Annotated in this window: 25 protein-coding genes; 11 read left to right on the top strand and 14 right to left on the bottom strand. The window is 64.4% G+C overall.

Annotated features, from left to right (window positions below):
- Positions 1-96 precede the first annotated feature (96 nt).
- Positions 97-717, top strand: coding sequence for a hypothetical protein (locus tag FCS99_RS00230; RefSeq protein ID WP_138509351.1), 621 nt, complete (start codon positions 97-99; stop codon positions 715-717).
- Between the two features lie 93 nt (positions 718-810).
- On the opposite strand, the gene FCS99_RS00225 is transcribed toward FCS99_RS00230, so the two are convergent.
- Genes FCS99_RS00225 through gatC form a run of 7 tightly spaced genes read right to left on the bottom strand, consistent with a single transcriptional unit; the run spans position 811 to position 5,669 of the window.
- On the bottom strand, positions 811-1,269 hold the full coding sequence (locus FCS99_RS00225; protein ID WP_138509349.1) for a hypothetical protein: 459 nt from the start codon (positions 1,267-1,269) through the stop codon (positions 811-813).
- 2 nt (positions 1,270-1,271) lie between these two features.
- Positions 1,272-2,765 (bottom strand): Asp-tRNA(Asn)/Glu-tRNA(Gln) amidotransferase subunit GatB, encoded by a 1,494-nt coding sequence (gene gatB, locus FCS99_RS00220; RefSeq protein ID WP_138509347.1) that lies wholly within the window; start codon positions 2,763-2,765, stop codon positions 1,272-1,274.
- Complete coding sequence (locus FCS99_RS00215; protein WP_138509345.1) at positions 2,755-3,027, bottom strand: hypothetical protein; 273 nt, start codon at positions 3,025-3,027, stop codon at positions 2,755-2,757. Before FCS99_RS00215 ends, gatB begins: the two co-directional genes overlap by 11 nt.
- Entirely contained in the window at positions 3,024-3,287 is a 264-nt protein-coding gene (locus tag FCS99_RS00210; protein ID WP_138509342.1) for a hypothetical protein, read from the bottom strand. The genes FCS99_RS00215 and FCS99_RS00210 overlap by 4 nt, the downstream gene beginning before the upstream one ends.
- Before the next feature lie 4 nt (positions 3,288-3,291).
- Positions 3,292-4,767, bottom strand: coding sequence for an Asp-tRNA(Asn)/Glu-tRNA(Gln) amidotransferase subunit GatA (gatA, locus tag FCS99_RS00205; RefSeq protein WP_138509340.1), 1,476 nt, complete (start codon positions 4,765-4,767; stop codon positions 3,292-3,294).
- Between the two features lie 5 nt (positions 4,768-4,772).
- On the bottom strand, positions 4,773-5,372 hold the full coding sequence (locus tag FCS99_RS00200; RefSeq protein ID WP_138509338.1) for a hypothetical protein: 600 nt from the start codon (positions 5,370-5,372) through the stop codon (positions 4,773-4,775).
- Positions 5,373-5,381: 9 nt separating this feature from the next.
- Positions 5,382-5,669, bottom strand: a complete 288-nt coding sequence (gene gatC / locus FCS99_RS00195; RefSeq protein WP_138509336.1) for an Asp-tRNA(Asn)/Glu-tRNA(Gln) amidotransferase subunit GatC — start codon at positions 5,667-5,669, stop codon at positions 5,382-5,384.
- A gap of 102 nt (positions 5,670-5,771) precedes the next feature.
- Between gatC and ruvX the strand changes: the two genes are divergently transcribed.
- Complete coding sequence (gene ruvX / locus FCS99_RS00190; protein WP_138509334.1) at positions 5,772-6,236, top strand: Holliday junction resolvase RuvX; 465 nt, start codon at positions 5,772-5,774, stop codon at positions 6,234-6,236.
- Positions 6,237-6,365: 129 nt separating this feature from the next.
- Here ruvX and FCS99_RS00185 read toward each other — a convergent pair whose 3' ends face one another.
- On the bottom strand, positions 6,366-6,749 hold the full coding sequence (locus FCS99_RS00185; protein ID WP_233352637.1) for an endonuclease domain-containing protein: 384 nt from the start codon (positions 6,747-6,749) through the stop codon (positions 6,366-6,368).
- Positions 6,750-6,905: 156 nt separating this feature from the next.
- Here FCS99_RS00185 and FCS99_RS00180 point away from each other — a divergent pair, with 156 nt between their 5' ends.
- The 5 genes from FCS99_RS00180 (at position 6,906) to dprA (ending at position 11,941) form a co-directional block, all read left to right on the top strand.
- Positions 6,906-7,820 (top strand): AEC family transporter, encoded by a 915-nt coding sequence (locus FCS99_RS00180; RefSeq protein ID WP_138509332.1) that lies wholly within the window; start codon positions 6,906-6,908, stop codon positions 7,818-7,820.
- Between the two features lie 101 nt (positions 7,821-7,921).
- A complete protein-coding gene (locus tag FCS99_RS00175) occupies positions 7,922-8,884 on the top strand; it encodes an aspartate carbamoyltransferase catalytic subunit (RefSeq protein ID WP_138509330.1) in 963 nt (320 codons plus the stop codon).
- Complete coding sequence (locus FCS99_RS00170) at positions 8,881-10,167, top strand: dihydroorotase (RefSeq protein ID WP_138509328.1); 1,287 nt, start codon at positions 8,881-8,883, stop codon at positions 10,165-10,167. The genes FCS99_RS00175 and FCS99_RS00170 overlap by 4 nt, the downstream gene beginning before the upstream one ends.
- A gap of 2 nt (positions 10,168-10,169) precedes the next feature.
- On the top strand, positions 10,170-10,808 hold the full coding sequence (gene plsY, locus FCS99_RS00165) for a glycerol-3-phosphate 1-O-acyltransferase PlsY (protein WP_138509326.1): 639 nt from the start codon (positions 10,170-10,172) through the stop codon (positions 10,806-10,808).
- Positions 10,805-11,941, top strand: coding sequence for a DNA-processing protein DprA (dprA, locus tag FCS99_RS00160; protein ID WP_233352600.1), 1,137 nt, complete (start codon positions 10,805-10,807; stop codon positions 11,939-11,941). The genes plsY and dprA overlap by 4 nt, the downstream gene beginning before the upstream one ends.
- Here the strand turns inward: dprA and FCS99_RS00155 are convergent, their stop codons facing one another.
- From FCS99_RS00155 to FCS99_RS00140, 4 genes are read right to left on the bottom strand one after another with little or no spacing between them, the layout of a single operon-like run.
- Complete coding sequence (locus FCS99_RS00155) at positions 11,942-12,316, bottom strand: hypothetical protein (protein ID WP_138509324.1); 375 nt, start codon at positions 12,314-12,316, stop codon at positions 11,942-11,944.
- A 60-nt stretch (positions 12,317-12,376) separates the two neighbouring features.
- On the bottom strand, positions 12,377-12,856 hold the full coding sequence (locus FCS99_RS00150) for a J domain-containing protein (protein WP_138509322.1): 480 nt from the start codon (positions 12,854-12,856) through the stop codon (positions 12,377-12,379).
- Positions 12,857-12,859: 3 nt separating this feature from the next.
- Complete coding sequence (locus tag FCS99_RS00145) at positions 12,860-13,747, bottom strand: division plane positioning ATPase MipZ (RefSeq protein ID WP_138509320.1); 888 nt, start codon at positions 13,745-13,747, stop codon at positions 12,860-12,862.
- A gap of 43 nt (positions 13,748-13,790) precedes the next feature.
- Complete coding sequence (locus tag FCS99_RS00140; protein WP_138509318.1) at positions 13,791-14,411, bottom strand: SPOR domain-containing protein; 621 nt, start codon at positions 14,409-14,411, stop codon at positions 13,791-13,793.
- Positions 14,412-14,497: 86 nt separating this feature from the next.
- Here FCS99_RS00140 and panC point away from each other — a divergent pair, with 86 nt between their 5' ends.
- The 3 genes from panC (at position 14,498) to FCS99_RS00125 (ending at position 16,719) form a co-directional block, all read left to right on the top strand.
- Complete coding sequence (panC, locus tag FCS99_RS00135) at positions 14,498-15,364, top strand: pantoate--beta-alanine ligase (protein WP_138509316.1); 867 nt, start codon at positions 14,498-14,500, stop codon at positions 15,362-15,364.
- Positions 15,365-15,411: 47 nt separating this feature from the next.
- Positions 15,412-16,188, top strand: coding sequence for a glutaminyl-peptide cyclotransferase (locus FCS99_RS00130; protein WP_171036183.1), 777 nt, complete (start codon positions 15,412-15,414; stop codon positions 16,186-16,188).
- A gap of 102 nt (positions 16,189-16,290) precedes the next feature.
- The gene (locus tag FCS99_RS00125) at positions 16,291-16,719 is read left to right on the top strand and encodes a hypothetical protein (protein ID WP_138509314.1); all 429 of its coding nucleotides are present in this window, start codon (positions 16,291-16,293) and stop codon (positions 16,717-16,719) included.
- 33 nt (positions 16,720-16,752) lie between these two features.
- Here the strand turns inward: FCS99_RS00125 and FCS99_RS00120 are convergent, their stop codons facing one another.
- Positions 16,753-17,184, bottom strand: coding sequence for a DUF1489 family protein (locus tag FCS99_RS00120; protein WP_233352599.1), 432 nt, complete (start codon positions 17,182-17,184; stop codon positions 16,753-16,755).
- A gap of 154 nt (positions 17,185-17,338) precedes the next feature.
- Between FCS99_RS00120 and FCS99_RS00115 the strand changes: the two genes are divergently transcribed.
- Positions 17,339-17,767, top strand: a complete 429-nt coding sequence (locus tag FCS99_RS00115) for a hypothetical protein (protein WP_138509309.1) — start codon at positions 17,339-17,341, stop codon at positions 17,765-17,767.
- A gap of 4 nt (positions 17,768-17,771) precedes the next feature.
- On the opposite strand, the gene FCS99_RS00110 is transcribed toward FCS99_RS00115, so the two are convergent.
- On the bottom strand, positions 17,772-18,725 hold the full coding sequence (locus tag FCS99_RS00110; RefSeq protein WP_138509307.1) for a hypothetical protein: 954 nt from the start codon (positions 18,723-18,725) through the stop codon (positions 17,772-17,774).
- Between the last annotated feature and the right edge of the window lie 235 nt (positions 18,726-18,960).

The following is an 18,960-nucleotide window of genomic DNA, read 5'->3' as shown; positions in this document are numbered from 1 at the left end:
TCTCCCCGAGGGAGAGGGTGTGGGATGGAGCTTTGGCGTGACCTGAAAACCTTGACCGAACTGGCATTCGAGCCAGCACCATCCTAACTGTCAGGCATGAAATCGCTTTTGATATCCGCGCTGATCGTCATCGCAAGCCTACTCCAGGCCTGCGCGCCGGATTCGCCGGGCTATGCGGGAGAAGAAACCGCATCCTGTGCCGTCTACGATGCCGTGCTGGAACATGTCTCAGCCGAACTCGCAGGCGCGACCGGTCCTCTGCCGCCTTTCATCGTCCTCTCCCACGCAAGCGATCCAGCGCCAGCGTTTCCCGCCTGGTCAGCCTGGCGCCCGACCGATCAACCAACGCGGCGTGCGAGCAGCGCACTGTCCGACGAAGCTTTCATCGCCGAACCGGAGCAGGATCTTCTGGCCTGCACTTGGTCTCGTGCCACCGACTGGCAGCCAATCGAGGCGCGATCCGCCGCCGACGGACGAGCCTGGATATGGCAGGGCGGCGAAACGGCCACCCTCTCAGGCGAGCATCTCGTCGCTTTCATCAATCCCAGCCGTGTCTATATGGCCCCCAATCGGGGCCTGTCCGTCGTGCAGCTCGTCATCAACCCGGAAGCGGTCGATGGCGCGTGTGGACATGTCTGCATGCCGCGGGGGCAGAGCTATCGCGTCGAGCGCGATGAAGCGGGCGCCTGGATTGTCACCGGCACGTACCGCCACTGAAGCTGACTGGTCTTGTCATCCCGGTCGGTCACCCCGCGGAAGCGGGGCATGGAACCTGGTCCGGCAGGATATGCAGGCGTAGGCGCGAATAGATCAGGATGCAGGCGGTCGGCCCGGCGGCTCCACGCCAACAACGACCGCAAACATTTTGCTGGCCGCAAATCCGAAAAGCGCACCGAGCATCACACCTGCGATCATCCCGAAAGCGATCGCCTCGCCCCTGGCCTCTCCGGAAAGCCATAACGCCGTCATAGACAGACATCCGAAAAAGCCAAAAGCCAAGGCACCGATGACGGCCCGCCGCTTGTAGAAATGGGCGTCGCGCGGACGCCGTCGAAATCGAATATTGAATATTGAAATTCCGAGATCGGCAAAAAAGACCGAGCCTGCAATTTGTCCAAATGCCAGCGCCGCGGCTGCGGCGACAACGTTGGGTCCAGATGACCAATCCGGGTCTACCGCATAAAGGACTCCACCACCTCCAGCCAACACGGCGGAGACCAGCAATACACACCCCCATTGATAGGGCAGGAGCGTATCGCGCTTTGACACCCCTACCCCAACAGCTTCTTCTGCAGGATCTCGTTCACGGCTTGCGGGTTGGCCTTGCCTTGCATGGCTTTCATGACCTGGCCGACGAACCAGCCCATGGCCTTGGGCTTTTCCTTCACGGAGGCAGCCTGGTCGGGATTGTCGGCGATGAGTTGGTCGATGACGGCTTCGATGGCGCCGGTATCGGTGACCTGTTTGAGGCCGCGATCCTCGACGATCTTGGCCGGATCACCGCCCTCGGCCCAGAGGATTTCGAACACATCCTTGGCGATCTTGCCGGAAATGGTCTTGTCCTCAATCAGGCCGACCAGACCACTCATCTGCGCGGCGGAGACCGGGCAGTCGGTGATGGTCAGGCCTTCCTTGTTGAGGCGGCCATAGAGCTCGTTATTGACCCAGTTGGAGGCCAGTTTCGCGTCGCGGCCCTCGGCGACTTCCTCGAAATAGGCGGCCCGGTCCTTGTCGGCGGCCAGCACGGAGGCGTCATACTCGGACAGGCCCATTTCGGAGACGAAACGTTCGCGCTTGGCATCCGGCAGTTCCGGCAGATTGACGCGGATCTGGTCGATCCAGTCCTGCTGGAGTTCCAGCGGCAGGAGATCGGGGTCTGGGAAGTAGCGGTAATCGTGGGCTTCTTCCTTGGAGCGCATGGAGCGGGTCACACCGGTATTGGCGTCGAACAGGCGGGTCTCCTGATCGATCTTGCCGCCTTCCTCGATGATGTCGATCTGGCGCTGGGCCTCGTATTCAATGGCCTGGCGGATGAAGCGGAGCGAGTTCACATTCTTGATCTCGCAGCGCGTGCCCAGATGGGAGAAATCGCCCGTCTCGCGGAATTTTTCGTAAGCGCCCGGCTTGCACACGGACACGTTCACATCGGCCCGCAGCTGGCCCTTTTCCATGTCGCCGCCGCACGTGCCCAGATAGCGCAGGATTGTGCGCAGCTTGGAGACATAGGCCGAGGCCTCGTCGGGCGAGCGGATATCGGGTTTGGAGACAATCTCCATCAGCGCCACGCCGGACCGGTTGAGGTCGACATAGGTGGAGTTCGGATCCAGATCGTGGATCGACTTGCCGGCATCCTGTTCCAGGTGGAGGCGCTCGATGCGCACGGTGAAACGGGAACCGTCATCGCGCTCGCACTCGATCTCGCCCTCGCCCACGATCGGGAATTGGAACTGGGAGATCTGATAGCCCTGCGGCAGGTCCGGGTAGAAATAATTCTTCCGGTCAAAGCGCGACCAGGTATTGATCTGCGCATTGAGGCCGAGACCGGTCTTCACCGCCTGCTCGACGACATGCTCATTGATCACGGGCAGCATGCCCGGCATGGCCGCATCGACCAGGGAGACCTGGGTGTTCGGAGCAGCACCGAAGGCGGTCGCCGCGCCGGAGAAGAGTTTCGCCTGGGAGACGACCTGGGCATGGATTTCCAGACCCATCACGACTTCCCAGTCACCGGTCGCGCCCGGCAGGGTATAGGTGTCAGCGCTCATCTTCGTCATCCTCGTCGTCCCAGCCGGGACGGTCTTCTTCCGGCGTGTTCATCGCCGCAACCAGGACCCGGCCCGCCATGGTGACGGTCAGGCCAAAAAACAGAAAGCCGATCCCCGGTGTCACCAGGAAAATGGCCCAGAGATTTCGCGGCTCCAGCTCGATGATGCCGCGGAACACGACCGCCGCCGCCAGTATCAGGAGCGACCCCACCAGAAAGGAAGGCCGCGCCAGTTTCATCGCCGGATGGACGGGTTCACTCATGATTTCGCCTTCGGGTTCGGCACGAAGGCCCGCCAGGCGATCACGAAGCCGAAGGCCGTTACGGCCAGCCCGATCACGATGGCCGGGATCGCCCAGGGCGTCGGCCATTCACCGGCGATCACCAGGGTCACCAGGGAGATCGCGCTGACCAGGGTCAGCGGCACACCGAAGATCATGGCCATGGCCGCGATCACCAGAACGATGATGCGGTTGAGCCAGTCTTCCGGCGAACGCTTGGGCGTGCCTGGCTGTTCGGTCATCCCGCTACCACCACTTCGCCGCCTTGTGCGTGAAACCGGCGCTGTCTTCCAGCGCGGCCCCGACCTTGAACATGGTCTCTTCATCCAGCGCCCGCGTGATGACCTGGAGCCCCAGCGGCAGGCCGGAACTGTCCAGCCCGGCCGGCACGGACATGGCCGGCACGCCGGCCAGGTTCGCGGTCACGGTGAAGACGTCATTGAGATACATCGCGATCGGATCATCCGACTTCGACCCCAGCGCAAAGGCGGCCGACGGGGCGGACGGCGTCAGGATGGCGTCGACCTTGTCGAAGGCGTCGTGGAAGTCCTGCAAGATGCGCGTGCGCACTTTCTGGGCGCGCAGGTAATAGGCGTCGTAATAACCGGCCGAGAGCACATAGGTGCCGATCATGATCCGGCGCTGGACTTCATGGCCGAACCCGGCGCCGCGCGTATTCTCATAAGTGCCGTTCAGGTCCGGACCGTCGACGCGATTGCCGTAGCGCATGCCGTCATAGCGGGCCAGGTTGGACGAGGCTTCCGCCGGGGCGACGATGTAATAGGCCGGCAGGGCGTATTTCGTGTGCGGCAGGGAAATGTCGACGATCTCGCAGCCGGCCGCCTTGAGCCAGTCGATCCCCTTCTGCCAGGCGTCATCGATCTCGGCTGGCATGCCGTCAACGCGATACTCTTTCGGCACACCGATCTTGAGCCCCTTCACGGACTGGCCGCAGGCAGCGACAAAGTCCGGAACCTCATTCGGCAGCGAAGTCGAATCCTTGGGATCATGACCGGACATGGCCTGAAGCATCATGGCGCTGTCCTTCACCGTCTTGGCGAAGGGGCCCGGATGGTCCAGCGAAGAGGCAAAGGCGACAACGCCCCAGCGCGAGGTGCGGCCATAAGTGCCCTTCACGCCAACTGTGCCGGTAAACGACGCCGGCTGGCGGATCGAGCCGCCGGTATCCGTACCCGTGGCACCAAAGCAGAGATCCGCCGCGACAGCGGCCGCCGAACCACCGGACGAACCGCCCGGCGTCAGGCTTTCATTGCCACCCGCTGCTTTCCACGGGTTCACCACGGGACCGGTATTGGCGGTCTCGTTGGAGGAGCCCATGGCGAACTCGTCCATCGAGGTCTTGGCCACGAAGACGGCGCCCTTACCCCACAGCTTGGAGGTGACGGTGGATTCATAGGTCGGCTTGAAGCCCTTGAGGATGTTCGAGGAGGCGGACGTGTCGACGCCTTCCACAGCGAACAAATCCTTGATCGCCAGCGGCACGCCTTCCAGCAGACCGCCCTCACCCTTGGCCAGGCGCGCATCAGCAGCCTTGGCCATGGCTTGCGTCTTGTCCTCGTCGAAGGCCGTGAAGGCATTCAGCGCCGGCTGGGCCGCCTTGCAGGCCTTGACAGCCTCGGTCGCCAGTTCGGAGGCGGAGACCTCCTTGGCCTTCAGCTTGGCGGAAACGTCCGTGAGGGAGAGTTTGAGAAGATCGCTCATGGTTCTCATTTCTTGGCTATCACGTAGCGAGCCCCGTGAAGAGGTTTCGGATCAGACCAGCGACGTGGTGTAAGCAAGGCCGCGTCCAATGCAGCCAAAGTGCGGACCGGGAAAGGGTTGAGCCCCCATTTGTCTTCAAATTGCTCCGCGCCCATCTCTTCCAAAGGCTCATATGCGGTCCGAACCGCTTTTGCGAAACTGTCGCTTGAGCAAAAGGCTGAAAACACGAGCCTCCCGGGATTGGGTTTCGATCGCGGCCAGTACCGGCCTTCATTATCGACCCACATATGATTGTCATCCGGAAATTCCTCGACGAGGACGTGGGAATAGTACCCGTATCCCTGCCGAAACAAGCTGTTCACCGTCCAGCGCCACTCCATGGGCTCGCCATTCAAGGCAAAACGGTAAAAGCCCTGCCCTCCGGACGACGCAGCACTGAGTGCGGCAAAGGCCACTTCGTGAAACGAATTTTCGAGGTCAGAAAACCAGTCAATACGAATTGATTGGTCGCCAATTCGAAATTCCAGATTCGCCCAGCCCACTCCGGTTAGCTCGAACCGAAGCTCTACATCATCATGGACAATGGTGTCGGCGGGCGGCCACATGGCGAGGCTCTACTCCACGCTCTTGGGCACGACGAAGAAGCCTTCATCGGACTTGGGCGCATTGGCCAGCACCTTGTCGCGAATGCCACCATCAGTGACTTCGTCCTTGCGCATGGGCAGCGGGAACGCCACCGGCGTGGTCATCGCCTGGACGCCTTCGACATCAACCTCATTGAGCTGCTCGATCCAGTTCAGGATTCCATTGAGCTCACCCACGAGGGCATCGACCCGGTCTTCCGGTTCGGCAAGACGGGCCAGACGCGCAATACGGCGCACATCATCGGCGGTCACGGACATGGCAAATCACTCCGGGAAAAATCAGTCCCAGCTGACTAGCAATGGTCATGTGGCAGCGCAAGAAAGCTTGACGGCATCTCGTGCAGGGCGCATCCCGCTGCCATGCCGATTTGCTCGCTGGAAGACCTGCCCGCCGGGGCGCTGATTGCCCTCGATCCGGGCACGAAAACCATTGGCGTGGCGTCCTGCGGCGCCTCGAGGGGTCTGGCCACGCCGGTGGAGACGATCAAGCGGACCAAGTTCACCCAGGATGCCGAACGCGTCTTCCAGCTGATGGATGAGCGCCAGGCCGTCGGCCTGATCATGGGCCTGCCGGTCAATATGGACGGAACCGAAGGCGCCCGCGTGCAATCGGTCAAGGCCATGGCCCGCAATCTCCTGCGCCTGCGCGATTTTCCCCTGGTCTTCCAGGATGAGCGCCTGTCGACCTTCGAGGCGGAAGAGAAGCTGATCGAGGCCGGTGTACGCCGCGACAAGCGCAAGGCCGTGATCGATGCCCATGCCGCCGCGAACATCCTCCAGAGCGCGCTGGACCGGTTGGGGCATTTGGGCGCCTCGTCCGAATAGCCGCTGCAGGCGGAGTCTTTCCCCTCTCCCCAGGGAGAGGGAGGTGCGTTCGGCGCAGACGGCACTCCTTCTCCCTGGGGAGAAGGTGGTCCGAAGGACCGGATGAGGGGGGAAGCGAGGTCTTCGCCCCTACGGGTGGTTCACCGGATTGTCCGGATGAATGCCCCAATGAACAGCTTCACCAATCACCTCCATGACCGCGTCTGTCTCTTTGAGGATGTAGTGGTTCCAGAAGCGCAGCACGGTGTAGCCGCGGGATTCGAGAAACGCGGTGCGGCGCAAATCCTCTTCTTCCATATCCGCATGATGCCCACCGTCCGCTTCGACGACCACGCGCGCTGATCGAGAGGCGAAATCGACGATATAAGGACCAATGGGAACCTGTCGCCGGAATTTCACACCCATCAGATTGCCATTGCGCAGGCGCGACCAAAGCCGCGCCTCAGCGGGAGTCTGGCGACGACGGAAGGCTCGCGCCCGATTGATGTTTCTGTGCTGCGTTTCACTTGGCACGGGCGGTGACTTCCCCCTCTCCCGCCCCTGCGGGGCACCCTCTCCCCAGGGAGAGGGAGGTCGCGGCTGATACTGCACCACTTGAGCACCACTCACTGTGACGCTGCGCACGCCTTCCCCATTCCAACGCGCTCGAAACACGCGTAAACAGGCGCCATGAATCCCATCCTTACAGCGCTCGTACCGGTTTTTGGTGTCATCTTCGTGGGATGGCTGTTGCGACGATCGCACTTGCTGCCGGAAGCCAGCTGGGGGCCGATATCGCGGCTGGCCTATCTGGGTCTGTCGCCGGCGCTGCTCTTCTCCTCGATCTCGCATGCGGACCTGTCCGACATCCAGCTGGGCACATTCATGGCGGCGGCGATGCTGGGCTTTCTGGGGATGGCGGCGCTGACGCTGGCGATCAAACCCTTCCTGAAAATCCCCGATCCGACCTTTACCAGCCTGTTCCAGGCAACCTCGCGCTGGAACGGGCTCCTCATCCTGGCGCTGGGCATTTCCCTGTTCGGGGATGAGGGCGAGATCCTGGTGGCGCTGATCATGGTCGCCTCCATTCCGCTGGTGAACATGGAGTGCGTGGCGGTGCTGGCCGTGTGGGGCGATGGGGCGGCGCCGAAATGGAATTCCATCCTCTACCGCATCCTGACCAATCCGCTGATCCTGGGCTCGGCGGCGGGCGGGATCGTCAATCTGGGCAATATCCCGCTGCCGGACATGCTGGGCCTGACCATCGATCTTCTGGGCCAGGCCGCCCTGCCCCTGATCCTGCTCTCGGTCGGCGCCGGCCTGAACTTCACCGCGATGAAGGCGCGTCCGCGCCTGCTGGGCCTGTCCGTCTTCATCAAACTGATGATCGGGCCGCTGGTCTTCTACGGGATCGGCCGGGCGCTGGGCATTGAGGGCGTGCCGCTGACCATTCTCCTTTTGACCGGCGCCTCACCGGGCGCGGCCTCGGCCTATGTGCTGGCGCAGCAGATGGGCGGAGATGCCCCCTATTCCGCCGGCGACATCACGGCGAGCGCCCTCTTCTGCTTCATCACCATCCCGTTCTGGCTGGCGGTGTTGGGTTAGCGGCGTCAGGACCGGCCCCTCCCTCGCCCCTTGCCGGGCGTGCCGACTGCCCCTATACCGCCGCAGACCTTTTTTCGGGGCCAGGTGATGAAGGAGGCGGGATGACCCGCGCGGAATTTTCCTACGACTTCCCCCACCGCCACCTGATTTCGGTGGCTGATCTCAATCCCGTTGATATCCAGATCATCTTCGAACGCGCCGCGCACTGGAAGGCGCTGAACCGGACCACGAACCGGTCTTCGGACCATCTGGCCGGGCTGACCGTGCTGAACCTCTTCTTCGAGGCCTCGACGCGGACCCAGGGCTCCTTCGAGATTGCCGCCAAGCGTCTGGGCGCGGATGTGGTGAATTTCGCCATCGAGCACTCCTCCGCCAAGAAGGGCGAGAGCCTGTCGGATACGGCGCGGACCCTGGCGGCCATGCGGCCGGACATCATGGTAGTGCGCCATTCCGCGACCGGCGCGCCGCAATTCCTGGCCGAGCGCACGGGCCTGTCCGTGGTCAATGCCGGTGACGGCATGCATGAGCACCCGACCCAGGCCCTGCTGGACAGTTTCACCCTCGCCCAGCACTGGGGCGAGGTCGGCGGCCACCGCATCCTGATTGTCGGTGACATCTTGCACTCGCGCGTGGCGCGCTCGAATATCGGCCTGCTCAACATTCTCGGTGCCGAGATCCGCCTGTGCGCCCCGCCGACGCTGTTGCCGCCGGATGTGGACCAGTGGGGCTGCGAAGTCTTCAATGATCTGGACGAGGCCCTGAAGGGCTGTGACGCCGTCATGGCGCTGCGCCAGCAGAAGGAGCGCATGTCCGGCGGGTTCGTCCCCTCGGCACGCGAATTCTTCCACCTGTTCGGCCTGACCCATGAACGCCTGGAAGCCTGTTCGCCCGACGTGCTGGTGATGCATCCCGGACCGATGAACCGCGGCACGGAAATCCATACCAAGCTGGCCGATGATCCAGAGAAGAGCGTGATCCTGGAACAGGTGGAAAGCGGCGTCGCCGTGCGCATGGCGGTTCTGGAACTGATCGGCGATGTGATCCGCCGGGAGGATGCGTCATGAGCCAGACCTCGCTGGCCATCATCAATGCCCGCCTGATCGACCCGGCTTCCGGCTTTGACGGTCCCGGCGGGGTCCTGGTCGAGGATGGCGTGATCGCGCAATTCGGCACCGAGATCGATCTCAATGCTGCCGATGAGGTGATCGATGCCAAGGGCCGTATCCTGGCCCCGGCCCTGATCGATCTGCGCGCCGCCAAGGAGCCGGCGCTGACCCCGGACGGGGAAACCCTCTCCACCCTCACCGCCGGCGCCGCCAAGGGCGGCTATGGCACGGTGGTACTGGCGCCCAATCTGCGCGCCCCGCTGGACAAGGCGGACGGGTTTGACGGCATGACGCGCGGCTTTGGCCGCTATGGCGTGCGCGTCCTGTCGGCCTGCGGCGCGACCCGCGGGCTGGACGGGCAGACCATGTCCGAGATCGGCCTCATGGTGCGTGGCGGCGCGGTCTATGCGGGCCAGGGCGATCATCCCATTGCGGACGCCCTCACCATGCGCCGCCTGCTCGCCTATACCAGCCAGTTCGATGTCTGGCTTTCGGTCCGCCCGGCCGACACTTCGCTGAGTGCGGGCACGGTGGCGCTGGAGAGCGACTGGTCGGCCCGGATGGGCCTGCCGGCCGAACCCGCCATCTCCGAACGCATTGCCATCGAGCGCGACGCCGCGCTTGCCGAACTGACCGGCGGCAAGCTGATGATTGACCGGCTCTCCACCGAGGCGGGTCTGAAAGCCCTGCGCCACGCCCGCCGCAGCGATCTGGAGATTGCCGCCACGACGGCGGTCGCCCACCTGACGCTCAATGAGGTCGATGGCGGGGCGCTGGACTCGGCCTTCCGCATGGATCCGCCGCTGCGGGCGGAAAGCGACCGCCTCGCGCTGGTGGCCGCCCTGGCCGATGGCGAGCTGGATGCGATTGTCACCGATCACCGCCCCACTCCGTTCGACGACAAGGGCGAACCCTTCGCCCTGGCCATTCCGGGCACGATGGGTCTGGAAACCGCACTGGGCGCCCTGCTCGCCCTAGTCCATGATGGCGAGATCGAGCTGATCGACCTCCTGCGTGCCCTGACCTGCGGCCCCGCCGATCTGCTCGGCCTGCCGCAGGGCCGGATCAAGGTCGGCGCTCCGGGCGACCTGGTCCTGATCGATGGCGATCAGCCCTGGGTGTGCAAGCCGGACGCCTTCGAGTCCGCACGCGGCAATTCGGCCTGGGCCGGACGGCGTTTCCAGGGACGGGTCTTGCAAACCTTCGTGGGCGGCGTCACAGTATACAACTCCAAGGTGTAATCATGCAGCCCGTCTTTCTCGTCCTGGCCGCCATCGGTGGCTATCTCTTCGGATCCATTCCCTTCGGTCTCGTGCTGACGCGCCTGGCCGGGCTGGGGGATATCCGGGCGATCGGGTCGGGCAATATCGGCGCCACCAATGTGCTGCGCACGGGCCGCAAGGACCTCGCCGCCGCCACCCTGCTGCTCGATGCCGGCAAGGCGGGTATCGCCGCGGCCGTCTTCGCGGCCCTTCTGGGGACTACGGCCGGCCTGGTCGCCGGCGCAGCAGCCCTGATCGGGCATTGCTTTCCGGTCTGGCTGAAATTCAAGGGCGGCAAGGGTGTGGCCACCTATGTCGGCACGATGCTGGTCGTGTTCTGGCCCGTCGGCCTTGTAGTGATCGGGACCTGGCTGCTCATGGCCGCCCTCTTCCGCATCTCCTCCCTCTCCGCCCTGATCGCCGCGCTGGCCGCGCCGATCGCGGCCTGGGCCTTTGGCCGTCCGGATGTGGCGATCATGGCGGGCGTGCTGACCGTGCTGATCTACTGGCTGCACCGCGCCAATATCCAGCGCCTCCTCAAGGGCGAGGAACCGCGCATTGGCGGCAAGAAGGACAAGGCCGAGCCGGCCGATCCGCCCACGTCCGGCGAGGACGGGTGAGCGGCGGGGCTGATACGCCCCTGATTGACTGGCTCCGCCTGGCGCGGACGCCCGGCCTCGGCCCTGTCGGCATTGCCCGGCTGATGGCCCGTTACGACACCCCCGCCGAGGCCATCGACGCCCTGCCCGGACGCGCCCGCCGCGCCGGACGCGCCATCCCGGCCATTCCCGATGCCGACCGTGTTTCGCGCGAGATCGAAGCCGCCGACCGGGCCGGTGTCCGCCTGCTCTGTCTGAGTGATTCCGACTATCCTGCGGCCCTCGCCGCCATTCCCGACGCCCCGCCCGTGATCGCGGTGAAGGGACGAACGGAACTGCTCGATGCTTTCGCCTGCGGCATGGTTGGCGCGCGCAATGCCTCTGCGGCCGGACTGCGCCTGGCCCGCGAACTGGCCCATGGGCTGGGCTCGGCAGAGGTGTGCGTGGTGTCCGGTCTGGCGCGCGGTATTGATGGCGCCTGCCATGCCGGGGCATTGGAGACCGGGACCGTCGCCGTGCTGGCCGGCGGTCTGGATCATGTCTACCCGCCGGAACATGACCGCCTGCATGCCGCCATCGCCGAACAGGGCGCCCTGGTCAGTGAAATGCCGCTGGGCCACTCCCCGCGCGCCCGCGACTTCCCGCGCCGCAACCGGCTGATCTCCGGCCTGTCGCGCGGCGTGCTGGTGGTGGAGGCGGCGCTACGCTCCGGTTCCCTGATCACCGCCCGCCTGGCGGCGGAACAGGGCCGGGAGGTGATGGCCGTTCCCGGCTCACCGATCGATCCGCGCGCCCGCGGCACCAATCGCATTCTGCGCGAGGGCGCCCATCTGGTGGAGAGCGTGGAGGACATCCTGGCCATCCTGCGTGACAGCCCGCCCCTGCCGTTCGGCCTGCGGGAGGCTGCGACGGATGATGCGGACTTGCTGAAAACGGACTGGCTGGATGACGTTGAAACGGTCAGTCCCGACTTGGAGGCACCGGTCGACCCGGTGGCGCGGCTGCGCGCCCTCCTGTCTCCGGCCCCGGTGTCGGCGGATGAGCTGGCCCGGCAGAGCGGATTGCCGCCCGGCCAGGTCCAGGCCGCCCTCATGGAACTGGAACAGGAGGGCCATCTCGCCCGCCTGCCCGGCGGACTGGTCCAGACGCCCTGATCAGAGCAGGCCCATGTCCGAGGGGTCGCCATAGAGCGCTTCCATGGAGGCCAGGCGGGCGCGTGTCTCCACCACACGGGCGGCGACCTCGATCAGGGCCGCGGCCTGGTCCAGCCCGTTCCGGTCGCAAATCTCGCTGAGCCTGTGAAGGTCCCGCACCAGCGTTTCGGTCTCGGCCGTCGTCAGCCGCGCAATCCGGGATTTGCCTCTGGTCTGGCGGGCCGGTCGGTCTTCGGGCCGGCTTTCGGAGCCGGGACGGCCGAACAGGTCACCCTCTTCCTCCGGTTCGCGCACATGCAGGGGCAGTATCCGCGCGGTCTGCCCCAGCGGCGCGCCGGTCCTGTGATCGATCCTGTCCTTGATGTCCTGTGTCATCCCGGTATCCCCCCGGGATTTATCGCTAACGCAAAGCCGGGCCGGCCCGCGTGATCACCATCACGGCTGGCGCTTGAAATGTTCCAGCAGCACGTCGCGCGCCTCATGGACCTGGCGCGCCAGGGCAGCCGAGCCATCCTGCGTGTCGGGATGGAGTTTCTTCATCAGCTGGCGATGGGCGCGCTGCACCGCTTCCAGATCGGCATCCTCCGGCACGCCGAGGATTTCACGGGCCTGGGCCACACTCATCCTGCCTTGCGGCGGCGGAGCGGACTGACCGCCCGACTGTTGCCGGCTGCGGCCTCCGCCCATGCCGAAACCGCCCAGATTCACGCCCAGCAGCCCCAATCCGAACAGGCCGATCGGTCCGCCCAGCACGATGGCGCCGCGCAGGCACAACACGGCACCGGCCAGCAGCGCCCCGCCGCCGAGCAGATAGCGCACCATGCGCGTCGCATCGGCGCTTTTCTGCCGGGAAAACCACCAGGCCGCGCCCAGAAAGGCCGCCAGGAGAAGAACGCCGGTGAGAAATGGGGTCATGGATCAGAACGGAATGGTTTGGCCTTCAAGGCCTGGCAGTTTGAGCACGATCAGCAGATCCCGCAACTCCTGCCGCGCCGCAACGTGCGACATGGTGAAGGTCACGGTCGATCCGCTCTCGGTCAGGTCCAGCAGGGTCAGACCCAGCGGGAAGAGCTCGCGATAGATGACCCGTTCGGCAAAGCCGGGGGCCAGGCGGAAACCGATGCGCTGGGAGAGCATTTTCAGCCCCTCGCCGACCCGCCGCTTGTTGCGGGCATCCAGCATGGAAACGCGATTGCGCATCACGACCCAGTCGATGGAGCGTTTCTGGGTCGCCGCTTTCTGCTTGCGGCACTCCCAGACCATTTCCGAATACAGGCTCGGCTTGCCGACCTGATAGGTCTCCGGATCGATCTCGGCCAGAAGGTCGAAATCGATGAAACTGTCATTCACCGGCGTGATCACCGTATCGGCACTGGCATGGGCCAGGCGGGAATACAGCGTGTCGGCACCCGGCGCATCGATCAGGATGAAGTCGCAGCGCGTCTTCAGATCGCTCAGCGCGTCGGAGAAGCGGTCGGTCTCCTCCGCCTCGGCGAGATCGAGATCGCGCAGGGTGGAGGGGGTGAGAATGATCTCGTGCGGCCGCGGCAAGTCGAGCCCGCGCTTCTCGCACCATTGGGTCCGGTTGGCGAGATAGCGGCCGAAGGTCCGCTGGCGCAGATCGAGGTCGATCGCGCCGACCGTCTTGCCCATGCGCATCAGCGCAACAGCCAGGTGCATGGCGACGGTGGATTTGCCGGCGCCGCCTTTCTCATTGCCCACGACAATGACGTGCGCGGCTTTCACGCCGTCACGGACCCGGCCCAGCGGCCTGGAAGGAAGTCGGAACCCGGAACTCTGCACCATAACGCCCCATCCCCTGATGATCCGGCCGGATCATCGTACCAGTTTACTCTTGGGCGCTCGCGTCCGGAACCAGGGCGGCACCGGTATAATCGGTGGCCCGGCAATACTGGCCGCCCGCTTCCAGCTGGCGGCACACGGACTGGGCCTCGGCAGCGGTGTCGAAAGGCCCCGCCTTGAGACGCAGGAAATCACCCTGGTCCGGGATATGGGCGAGTTCGAGACGCGCGTCCAGACCAGCCAGCACGGGATAACGGGCCTGCAACTCCCGCCAGCCCCGCTGTGCCATGTCTTCCCGGCGATAGGAGGCCAGGTGGACGGCATGGAGGAGACTGAAGCCCGGAATGGCCGGCGGCGCGGCGGCCGGTCTGGCGGGAGCGGCGGTTTCCGTGACCGGCAGGGTCATGGCGTCACCGCCCGCCGCAGAGGCACTGGCCCCGACCAGGGCGGCGGCCAGCGCGCGCAGCTCCGGATAGACCGTATCCAGCGTATCCGGATCAAAGCGGGCCAGATGTGCCAATTCCCGCGATGTGGCATCGGCGAGACGGGCCGAATCCGTCGGCGCGACCCGGGCTTGCGCCTGGGCCGGGGACATGTCCGGTGCGGGACCGCTGGTCACACATCCGGCCAGCCCCAGGGCCAGCAGAAAAACAGGAAGTGATTTCATGGCTCTGTGTATAGACCGAGTCGGAGCGCTTGCCTCAATCATCGCTTATGATTATCCCCCATCCGGCCTGATCTGCGGGACCTGACATGCAAAACCTCCAAATTCCCCACGCCACGACAATCTCCGCCCTGCGCACGCGCATCCGGACCTGGCGCGAGGACAAGCTGCGCATCGGTTTCGTGCCGACCATGGGGGCCCTGCATGAGGGCCATATCTCCCTGGTCCGCCTCGCCAAGGCCCATTGCGATCGTGTGGTGGCCAGCATTTTTGTCAATCCGAAACAGTTTGCCGCCGGCGAGGATCTGGACACCTATCCGCGCACGCTGATCGCGGATGCCGAGAAACTGACGGACGCCCAGTGCGACCTGATCTACCTGCCCACCAATGAGATCATGTACCCGCAGGACTATAGCGCCAGTATCAGCCTGAAAGGCCCCGCCCTGGGCCTGGAGAGCGAGGCCCGTCCGCATTTCTTTGACGGTGTCGCGACGGTGGTCGCCAAACTGTTCAACCAGGTCCGGCCCGACATGGCCTTCTTCGGGGAGAAGGACTACCAGCAACTGCTCGTCATCAGGCAGATGGTGAAGGATCTGGATTTCCCGATCGACGTTCTGGGCGGCGAGACCCTGCGCGAGAAGGACGGGCTCGCCATGTCCTCGCGCAATGCCTATCTGTCCGCCGATGAGCGCAGCCGGGCCGCCCGGCTCAATGCCATCCTGACGGATTTCGCCGCCGCGCTGGAAGCCGGACGTCCGCTGGCCGAGGCGCGCGCCGAGGCCGAGACCGCCGCCCGGGCCGGTTTCGATGCCGTGGACTATGTCGAGGCCCGCTGTGCAACCACCCTGGCCAAACTGCCCGACGGACCGCTGGAAACGCCTACCCGGGTTCTGGCCGCTGTCCGTCTGGGCTCGACCCGCCTGATCGACAACCGTCCGGTCAAAACGCCTTCCTGACGCCCCAATTCGCGCTAAGCTGGGGCCGAGTTCACAGGGGATCACCCATGTCCGTGCGTTTCATCCTGACCGGCCTGGCCCTGGCCTCGGCCGCCCTGCTGCCCGCTCCCGCCCAGGCCCAGATGCCGGCGCGGCAGACCGCCCAAATCGTCGCCGAACATCCCCATGACGCCAATGCCTTCACCCAGGGCCTGTTCATCGAGGACGGCCGCCTGTTCGAGAGCACGGGCCGGGTCGGCTCCTCCGGTCTGCGCCGTATCGATCTGGACAGTGGTGAGGTCGAACAATCGGTCGCGATCGATCCGCCCTATTTCGGCGAAGGTTCAACGCAGATCGGCGACCGGATCTACATGCTCACCTGGCGGCGCGAGACCGGTTTCATCTTCGACGCCGGGACCCTCGAGCCGACCGGCCGGTTCAATTATGACGGCGAAGGCTGGGGCCTGACCCAGGACGGCAGCTCGCTCATCCTCTCCGACGGTACGGCCGAGCTGCGCTGGCTGGACCCGGCCACGTTCGAGGAAACCCGTCGGGTCACCGTCCGCCTGGGCGGCCGCCCGGTGCGGCGGCTCAATGAGCTGGAATGGGTGGATGGCGAGATCTGGGCCAATATCTGGCAATCCGACCTCATCGTGCGGATCGACCCGGAGACCGGCACGGTGACCGGGCTGATCGACCTGGGTGAGGTTATTCCGGACGCTGTGGCCGGCAGTCTGGATGCCGTGCCCAACGGCATCGCCTGGAATGCCGAAACCGGCCAGATCTATGTGACCGGAAAGCTGTGGCCGGCCCTGTACGAGATCCGTCTGCCCGACGCGGATTGAGCCCGGCGCACCTGCATCCGGTTGCTCCACGCAAGGAATTGAATTGTCGCCATCATCCCGACGTGGCATCGTCGGCCAAAGCCGCCTTGCCAAAGACCCTCCGTGCCACAGAAAACCGCTTCCCACCCCGCGCCTGTCGCCTATGCGATTGCCCTGACCCTGGTCGGATTGCAGACGCTCTGGCTGATCGGCTGGAGTCTGGCCTTCCAGGCCTACCGTCTGGGCCTGTGGGAGGGGGAATTCATCCAGACCGCCGCGACCGCAACCACGCTCTACGATTCCATCCTGGTCACCGGATTTGGCTATCTCTATGTCGGCGGCGTCTGGGCGAGCCTGGCGGGGCTTGTCCTCAAGCGTCGATGGGCCTTCTGGACCTATCTGGCCAGCCTCCTCGGACACGCCATGGTCTGGATCCAGCTGACCGGCATCCCCACGGCACAATCCGCCATTACCCTGGCCTTCATCGTCATGGAAAGCGGCACGCTGATGCTGATCCAGTACCTGGTGAATGCCCGGCGGCTGAACCGATAGTCTGTCAGGCAGTCAGGGCCCCCGAAGCCCCGCCTACCAGGCGCCGATTTCCATCAGCTTGGCCCGCAGATCGTCCGGCAGGCCGTCCCCGCCCTCACCGGGTCCGGACAAGTCGCGCGGGGCGTCCTCCGGCTTGAGATAGCGCCAGCCCTGGAAGGGACGTTTCGGCGAAGGCGACGTGCGGATCACCTCGGGCGACATGATGATGGCGCAACGCTTGATCCCGTCCGCGCCTTCAACCGGTTCCAGCGCAATGATCTCGGAACGGCACTGGATGGAGCCATTGATCACCCAGTAGAGCGATCCGCCGGCTTCCACCTCGTCCTTTTTCGACGGGGTCATGCGGGTGACATGCATCATGACAGCCGGCTCACCGGCCGCCTGGCGGGCGGCGACTTCACGGGCGCGATGCGCTTCCAGCTGTTCCACCGAAGAAACGCCGACGCAGAGTTTGACGAGATGCATGACCATGCTTCCGATTTAGGGCGACTCCGGACGGGGGTCAAAGCCGTCCCTGCGGTACAATTGTTTCCCATCAAGGGCCGGTGTAGGACCTGATGTTTCAGATTGCCGCAACTTTCATCGGGTCAAAATCTTGGCCGGAGTGAGACAATCAGGAGTGCGTTTTGAGATGCTGAGCCATGAGCGCCGAACCCGGGCAACGACCATCGCGCTCGCGATCCAATTGGGCTGGGTGTCGATCTGGACCCTGATGGGGACGCGCGCCTTGCTCGGCGAAGCCGACGTCCGGTTTCTCGGCCAGGACCTCAACGCCATCGCGGCCACGACACCGCTCTGGTACATTGCCAGTCAATACGGGCTCGCGGCCTGCATTCTGGCGACTCTTGTCCTGCACAGGCGCGCCCTGAACATCGCCCTGAGCCTCAACATCCTGACGGTCACGATTTTTTTGGTCCGCCTCGTTTTCATTCCCGGAACAGCGACCGATGATATCCCGCTCTGGTTCCATATCATTCCGATCGCGCTGGGATGCGGGATCATCATGGTCATGGTGCAAAGGCTGACGGAACGCGAACCGTTGAACTGATGCGTCAGGCCGCCTGACGGTCCACATAGCCAGTGGGCGCATCCGGATCGATATCGAAGGTCCGCTCGCTCTTGGGCATGGGACGCTCCGGCTCGCCGAAGAGCTTGATCTTCACTTTCACCATCGCCGTCAGTGCGCATTTCAGCATCGCGCCGAAACCCTCGGTCGCGACCGATTTCGGCGTAAAGCCGAACTGGCGGCGCAGCACGCCATTGGCGTAGAGAACGGCATTCTTGCGGCGCGATTGGGGCGTGGAAATCTCGAACGGCACGGAAACATTCAGCCCGGACTGGTTCTCGATCCGGTGCGGCCCGTGCAGCGGCCAGTTGGCCGCCATGCCGGGATGCAGATCGACGGTGAAGGCATCGTCATCCCAGGCCGGGTCATAGGGGATGTCCTCGGTTTTGTCCTTGTGCAGGACGGCCTCGACATCATCCAGATTGAGATAGGGCGCCTGCGCCGGATAGGTCCGGAAACGCTTGATGCCGCGCATGTGCCAGAGCATCGTCTCGGACACGTCCGAATGCAGGAAAACCTGCGCCGTCGGCGAGGAAATCAGGATGCCCGCCTCGGCGGAGAGCGGTTTGAAGGAGGGGTCGGCCTTTTTCATGTCGCGCAGCATGGCCTCGTAGATCGGCCGGTATTGCGGGTCACTGTCCATGGCATGGCGCAGATTGATCCACAGCTTGCCCTTCCGGACCGCTTCGATCAGTTCCAGACCGCCCAGCTCGCCCGGATCCCCGGCGCGCCAGCTGTCATGATCGGTGGCGTCATCGCCCATTGTGCAGAAATCGATCAGGTCCCGCGGATGGCGATCGATCAGAGCCGCCAGGGCGACATCGGAAAAGGCGTGGTGCTCATTGTAGTTATGGCGCACCAGCGTGGGCTTTTTGCGGAATGTCCGGCGGCTGTCTTCAGACCAGCGGCTGGCAAATTGCTGCATATAGGTGTCACGCATTGAAACCTCTCCCTCGGCTCTAGCCGGACAAGAGCAAGTCGCGTGCCGGTTTCGCGTGAGGGGAGAGTGCAGATATCGAATCGTGGCGGTCAGACCTCCTTCTCCCCGGGGAGAAGCAACTATGTCGTTTGCATTTCTGATTGCCATGGTGTTTGGCGTTTCAGGACGAGGTTTGCAGCCTCGATGAGCTTTCGCATGACGGCGACGTTGACGAGTTTGGGTGGTTTGCCGGCGT

This window comes from Maricaulis alexandrii, assembly GCF_005871165.1.
GTDB lineage: Bacteria > Pseudomonadota > Alphaproteobacteria > Caulobacterales > Maricaulaceae > Maricaulis > Maricaulis alexandrii.
The sequence above is the reverse complement of the archived record's forward strand: the minus strand, read 5'-3'. Positions and strand labels throughout refer to the sequence as shown.

Excerpts from the sequence above, each read along its gene's own strand:
- FCS99_RS00130 (WP_171036183.1), top strand. The coding sequence starts at position 15,412 with ATGTCCGTGCGTTTCATCCTGACCGGCCTGGCCCTGGCCTCGGCCGCC.
- FCS99_RS00120 (WP_233352599.1), bottom strand. The coding sequence starts at position 17,184 with ATGCATCTCGTCAAACTCTGCGTCGGCGTTTCTTCGGTGGAACAGCTG.
- FCS99_RS00230 (WP_138509351.1), top strand. The coding sequence starts at position 97 with ATGAAATCGCTTTTGATATCCGCGCTGATCGTCATCGCAAGCCTACTC.
- FCS99_RS00110 (WP_138509307.1), bottom strand. The coding sequence starts at position 18,725 with ATGCGTGACACCTATATGCAGCAATTTGCCAGCCGCTGGTCTGAAGAC.
- gatB (WP_138509347.1), bottom strand. The coding sequence starts at position 2,765 with ATGAGCGCTGACACCTATACCCTGCCGGGCGCGACCGGTGACTGGGAA.
- panC (WP_138509316.1), top strand. The coding sequence starts at position 14,498 with ATGCAAAACCTCCAAATTCCCCACGCCACGACAATCTCCGCCCTGCGC.
- FCS99_RS00200 (WP_138509338.1), bottom strand. The coding sequence starts at position 5,372 with ATGTGGCCGCCCGCCGACACCATTGTCCATGATGATGTAGAGCTTCGG.
- gatC (WP_138509336.1), bottom strand. The coding sequence starts at position 5,669 with ATGTCCGTGACCGCCGATGATGTGCGCCGTATTGCGCGTCTGGCCCGT.
- ruvX (WP_138509334.1), top strand. The coding sequence starts at position 5,772 with ATGCCGATTTGCTCGCTGGAAGACCTGCCCGCCGGGGCGCTGATTGCC.
- FCS99_RS00155 (WP_138509324.1), bottom strand. The coding sequence starts at position 12,316 with ATGACACAGGACATCAAGGACAGGATCGATCACAGGACCGGCGCGCCG.
- plsY (WP_138509326.1), top strand. The coding sequence starts at position 10,170 with ATGCAGCCCGTCTTTCTCGTCCTGGCCGCCATCGGTGGCTATCTCTTC.
- FCS99_RS00170 (WP_138509328.1), top strand. The coding sequence starts at position 8,881 with ATGAGCCAGACCTCGCTGGCCATCATCAATGCCCGCCTGATCGACCCG.
- FCS99_RS00150 (WP_138509322.1), bottom strand. The coding sequence starts at position 12,856 with ATGACCCCATTTCTCACCGGCGTTCTTCTCCTGGCGGCCTTTCTGGGC.
- FCS99_RS00180 (WP_138509332.1), top strand. The coding sequence starts at position 6,906 with ATGAATCCCATCCTTACAGCGCTCGTACCGGTTTTTGGTGTCATCTTC.
- gatA (WP_138509340.1), bottom strand. The coding sequence starts at position 4,767 with ATGAGCGATCTTCTCAAACTCTCCCTCACGGACGTTTCCGCCAAGCTG.
- FCS99_RS00140 (WP_138509318.1), bottom strand. The coding sequence starts at position 14,411 with ATGAAATCACTTCCTGTTTTTCTGCTGGCCCTGGGGCTGGCCGGATGT.
- FCS99_RS00210 (WP_138509342.1), bottom strand. The coding sequence starts at position 3,287 with ATGACCGAACAGCCAGGCACGCCCAAGCGTTCGCCGGAAGACTGGCTC.
- FCS99_RS00145 (WP_138509320.1), bottom strand. The coding sequence starts at position 13,747 with ATGGTGCAGAGTTCCGGGTTCCGACTTCCTTCCAGGCCGCTGGGCCGG.
- FCS99_RS00175 (WP_138509330.1), top strand. The coding sequence starts at position 7,922 with ATGACCCGCGCGGAATTTTCCTACGACTTCCCCCACCGCCACCTGATT.
- FCS99_RS00215 (WP_138509345.1), bottom strand. The coding sequence starts at position 3,027 with ATGAGTGAACCCGTCCATCCGGCGATGAAACTGGCGCGGCCTTCCTTT.